The organism is Geobacillus sp. LYN3 (genome assembly GCF_003064505.1).
In the GTDB taxonomy this organism is placed as follows: domain Bacteria; phylum Bacillota; class Bacilli; order Bacillales; family Anoxybacillaceae; genus Parageobacillus_B; species Parageobacillus_B toebii.
This window is the reverse complement of sequence record NZ_QCWL01000001.1, coordinates 1,108,616-1,113,619: the sequence shown is the minus strand read 5'-3', so window position 1 is coordinate 1,113,619 and position 5,004 is coordinate 1,108,616. Positions and strand designations below refer to the sequence as shown.

Sequence of the window (5,004 nt, the reverse complement as noted above, 5' to 3'; positions counted from 1 at the left end):
ATTTTCTATGACCGAAATGCCCTATTTGTGCTGGGCTTTTTTATACACTAGCACTGGGGTGAATAGTTACAATCGATGAATACGACTGCTAGCTTCCTATTTTTTTGCTTCGCCTTTTCTAACTGTTCATCGATGATTTCCATAAACTTTGTCCGGTTTGGAAGATGGGTATCCGGGTCATAATACGCTAAATATGAAATTTTTTCTTCCGCTTTTTTTTGTTCGGTAATATCTCTTCCAATCCCGTAAATGCCTACTTTTTTCCCATCAACGATAATTGGAACGTTTTTAATTTGGAATAATAATGTTTCCCCTGATTTTGTAGGAATCTCCAAATTATAATATTGAATTTTTCCACGCAAAGCTCGATAAAAATGTCTGCTAACACGAGGTACATCATTCGGATGCATGTATTTTAAAGCGTTCGTATGTAAAATTTCCTCTTTTGTGTAACCTAGAATTTTCTCGAAAGCGGGATTCACGTTCGTAAAATTCCCATGTAAATCAGTAGAATATACAATATCTGTATTATGTTCAAAAAGTGATTGTGATATTTGTACATGAACGCGAAGCCTCTCCATTTCTCGAGAGGAGGTGGACATTAAATTCGCTAGCGTCATCACCCCTTGAAACATCTCAGGAATAGATAAAGAAACGGAAGCACTGCTATTCTCTCCGTTCTGATTTCCCTCCGATAACGCAAGCATGCTAAAAGTGGCTGAACGTATATCTCTATCCTTGATCACCAGTTCTACAAATATAAATGGCGTAAAAGTAGGAGCAACTTGCTCCAGCGTTGTCGTTATTTGCTCTAGCACTGGATATGCATAGCCTTGTACGGCGATGCTACGATAGAAAAAAATCGCTTCCGTGTATTTTTTCGTCAATTTGTTTAATTCATCGGATATAGTCCAAACCAATGACGTTAAATGAACGTAGCTAAACTTAACCTTCTCCCCTTGATGGACGTAACCGTTTAGTTCAATAGAACCATCCTCATTTACTTTAACGATGGATAAACATTCTTTATGGCCATTTTTCTCAATAATGAACGGAAATTCCGCTCCTGAAAAAGGCAATCGATCGATAAATTCCTTTCCTAAATAACGTTGCAGCAATTTTATTGCTTTTTTTCCATCAAGCTCGTATAACTTATTTCCGCTGCATTTCGTTATTCGAAAAGCAGTGCCAACTGGTTCCCATAAAAACGGATGTGATGATTGAACATGAAAAGAAGAACCGTTAAAACTAATTGCCAGCATACCGCCAGTGACAAATCCTTCATGCGAAAACAAACGCTCTCCTTCATTAATTCGCCCAGCAATCACAACCGTTTTTTCATTCGCTAGTGGTATATGGCGAATAAGGGAATGAAGATTGCTATTCTGGTCAGTAAATAAAAGAAGAAGATTTGTTTCTTCCGTTATAAGCGCATCCGAAATATATGTTACAAGCTCAAGTTCATTTGCAAATTCTTCGTATGATAATAAAACAGAGTGAACGCTAACTTTTTCGAACACAGTAAAACATATAAAAAATTTGTCATCGAAACCAAAATGTTCGCCGTATGTGACGCCAAATAGCTGCGCTTGTGGAAGATAACGCTGAAGCAACCCAATCATTTTCCGAAGTTCAAGCTGATCGACTTTATTGGCTGCAACTTGTACAAAAATATGTTCATATTGGGCAAGGTGGTGCTGTGCGATAAAGTCATACAATTCTTCTGTATTATGACAATGTAGACGGTACATGTTCATTCATTTTCACCACTCTTATGCGAATATTTAGAAAATTTACAAAAACCCTCTCTCTACTAACATATCATATTTTTTCTATCAGAAAAAGCGGCAACTCCACATGGAATTGCCGCTTATTTCAAAAGAGATCAAACCCCAGCGGTAACATGAATCCTAAAAATAGAACGAGCACGAATGCGACGATCCATTGAATCCATGCAACATTCGTATTTTTTCCTTTTTTCATGCCGCTTAAAACCATCTCCATTGCCCCGATTAACCATAGGCCAACAATAGCTTTGATGATGTATAATATGGAAATCGAAGCAATGCTATGTAATAAAAGCCCCCCTGTTATCACGGTGAAGATGTAAAACAAACGAAGTGCCATTTGTACAATTTTTGCTTTCGAAGCCCCCGAGCGTTGCAATGAAACGGCGATAAAAAACAATATAACGGTAATTAACCAACTTGTAATATGTGCATGTGTCATGCCATTTCCTCCTTTTTCACATATTCATCCCCATCATAGCATGCATCAATCAGAAAAAACAAACTTTATATAAAAACTATTTATCTCCCCTGCTCTAGGAGGAAAGTCAACAGGTTCCTGTGTGCTACAGAGCTTCTGCCTTCGCATAAACACTCGCTCTAATTCCACAAGACTTTCATGAGCAAGGAATCCCTCCGCTCTCCCGGTTTAATACTCTTTTCATCATTTACATCGTTTAACATCCCTTTTTTTGTTATAATAAAAAATAGCGCAAAAATTCCATAAATCACTAGGGAGGAACACGCATGAGCAAAACCACTGAAATTATCCGCTTAACAGAGCAATACGGCGCGAACAACTATCATCCGCTTCCGGTTGTTCTTACTAAAGGAGAAGGGGTATGGGTAGAAGACCCGGAAGGCAATCGTTATATGGATATGTTAAGCGCTTACTCAGCCGTCAACCAAGGGCATCGCCACCCGAAAATTATTCAAGCACTAAAAGAGCAAGCAGATCGCATCACATTAACTTCGCGCGCGTTCCATAATGATCAGCTAGGCCCTTGGTATGAAAAAGTCGCGAAATTAACCGGTAAAGACATGGTTTTACCGATGAATACAGGTGCAGAAGCGGTAGAAACCGCTTTTAAAGCGGCGCGGCGCTGGGCGTACGACGTTAAAGGCGTAGAAAAAGATAAAGCGGAAATTATCGTTTGTGAAAACAATTTCCATGGCCGAACGATGGCAGCGGTATCAATGTCCTCTAGCGAAGAGTATAAACGCGGTTTCGGACCGATGCTCCCAGGCATTAAAATCATCCCATACGGCGATGTGGAAGCATTAAAGAAAGCGATTACACCAAATACGGCAGCTTTTATTTTTGAGCCGATTCAAGGCGAAGCAGGGATTAATATCCCGCCGGAAGGCTTTTTGAAAGAAGCGTACAATGTATGTAAAGAAAACAATGTTCTTTATATTGCGGATGAAATTCAATCTGGCCTCGGCCGTTCTGGAAAAATGTTTGCTTGCGACTGGGAAAATGTCGTTCCAGATATGTACATCCTCGGTAAAGCATTAGGAGGCGGCGTATTCCCTATCTCTTGCGTAGCAGCAAACCGCGACATTCTCGGCGTGTTCAATCCTGGCTCCCACGGCTCCACATTTGGCGGAAACCCACTTGCATGCGCGGTATCCATCGCGGCGCTTGATGTCATTATCGAAGAAAAATTGCCGGAACGTTCGTTGGAATTAGGGAACTATTTCATCGAAAAACTGCGTGAAATTCAACATCCAGACATTAAAGAAGTGCGCGGAAGAGGACTGTTTATTGGTGTGGAACTTCATACTTCCGCCCGTCCATATTGTGAAAAATTAAAACAAGAAGGGCTGTTGTGCAAAGAAACGCACGATACCGTCATTCGTTTTGCTCCACCGCTCGTTATTACAAAAGAAGAATTGGATTGGGCAATAGAGCGGGTGAAAAAAGTGTTTGCTGGGGTATAACAGTGAAACGGGGCTGGTGAATAGAAACGCCCCGTTTTTTCTTACTCTCCAATTTTATTTCTTAACGTTCCGATTCCTTCGATCGTAATTTCCACAACATCTCCCGCTTGTAAAAAGCGCGGCGGTTTCATTCCTTTTCCGACTCCCGCCGGCGTTCCGGTAGCGATAATGTCTCCTGGTTCCAGCGTGATTCCGCGAGAAATGGTTTCAATAATCGTTTCGACGTTAAAAATAAATTGCTCTGTGCTCGCTTTTTGTCTTATTTCTCCATTCACTTTCGTCTCTATTTGCAGCTTATTTGGATTTTCAATAAGTGATTGATGGACAATCCATGGTCCCATTGGACAGAATGTATCCAAACTTTTTCCAAGCAAATATTGTTGATGCCGTTCCTGCAAATCACGTGCCGTAATATCATTGATAATGGTATAACCAAATACATAATCAAGTGCCTCTTCTTTGCGAATCGCCTTTCCGCGTTTGCCGATCACAACAGCAAGTTCTCCTTCGTAATCCAATTCGTCTGTCACATCAGCGTGGCGCAAAACCGTTTCCTCATGTCCGATCACCGTTGTCGGCGCTTTCGAAAATACAATAAGGTGCTGCGGGATATCCGACTTTCCTCCTAGTTCGATGGCATGATCTGCGTAGTTTTTTCCAATGCAAAAAATATTTTTGGATGGGCGCGGAATCGGTGCCAGCAAACGAACGTCGTGTAAATCATACATATATTGTGTAGACGGGTTTTCTTTTACCCATGCTGCAATTTCATTTACTCTATTAAGAAACTCATCTCCTAACGCGATACACTCCAACAATGACGATGGAAGCGTCATGCGCTTTTGCATCGCCTGCTCGGCAAGGTGTAAATGAACGACCTTCTCACTTTCTTGTTCAACCACACCGACAAATGTTTCATTGTTACGCTGTGCTGTAACAAATCTCATCATAAATCTCCCTTTCTGTTTTATTTTTTATAAAAAAACCTACTATCTGTTGAATTTTGTCTAAATTAGTAAAATTACTACTTATTTTAGCGAACGCCTTTCTTTTTTCGTCGCTATATGTATAATAATGTTTAGCTTCTTTTCTTCCATTCACATTCATGGCTTTCGTCGTAGGTAAAAAGAATTGATCATGGCGCTTAAGTAGTTTTTTCTTAAAAGCTTCATTACAAAAATGAATCGAAAAACATGATCTTAGTCAACTACCCAACGGCTAAAGCCGTGGGCTTGCAGCTAGCCTAATTGGCTGCCGCGTTCGGCTGGTTGAC

The 5,004-nt window shown here is 40.5% G+C and carries 4 protein-coding genes; 1 reads left to right on the top strand and 3 read right to left on the bottom strand.

Going from position 1 to position 5,004, the window contains the following annotated elements; genetic code table 11:
* Positions 1 to 47: 47 nt before the first annotated feature.
* Together DCC82_RS05825 and DCC82_RS05820 are read right to left on the bottom strand one after the other, a co-directional pair.
* The gene (locus tag DCC82_RS05825) at positions 48 to 1,757 is read right to left on the bottom strand and encodes a PAS domain S-box protein (protein WP_233252934.1); all 1,710 of its coding nucleotides are present in this window, start codon (positions 1,755 to 1,757) and stop codon (positions 48 to 50) included.
* A gap of 118 nt (positions 1,758 to 1,875) precedes the next feature.
* Positions 1,876 to 2,229 carry a YisL family protein gene (locus tag DCC82_RS05820; RefSeq protein ID WP_012749382.1) on the bottom strand — a complete coding sequence of 118 codons (354 nt, stop codon included), beginning with the start codon at positions 2,227 to 2,229 and terminating at the stop codon, positions 1,876 to 1,878.
* A 305-nt stretch (positions 2,230 to 2,534) separates the two neighbouring features.
* Here DCC82_RS05820 and DCC82_RS05815 point away from each other — a divergent pair, with 305 nt between their 5' ends.
* Positions 2,535 to 3,731, top strand: a complete 1,197-nt coding sequence (locus tag DCC82_RS05815; protein WP_012749381.1) for an ornithine--oxo-acid transaminase — start codon at positions 2,535 to 2,537, stop codon at positions 3,729 to 3,731.
* A 41-nt stretch (positions 3,732 to 3,772) separates the two neighbouring features.
* Here DCC82_RS05815 and DCC82_RS05810 read toward each other — a convergent pair whose 3' ends face one another.
* Positions 3,773 to 4,678: a fumarylacetoacetate hydrolase family protein gene (locus tag DCC82_RS05810; protein WP_062678471.1), complete on the bottom strand. Its 906-nt coding sequence runs from the start codon at positions 4,676 to 4,678 to the stop codon at positions 3,773 to 3,775.
* Between the last annotated feature and the right edge of the window lie 326 nt (positions 4,679 to 5,004).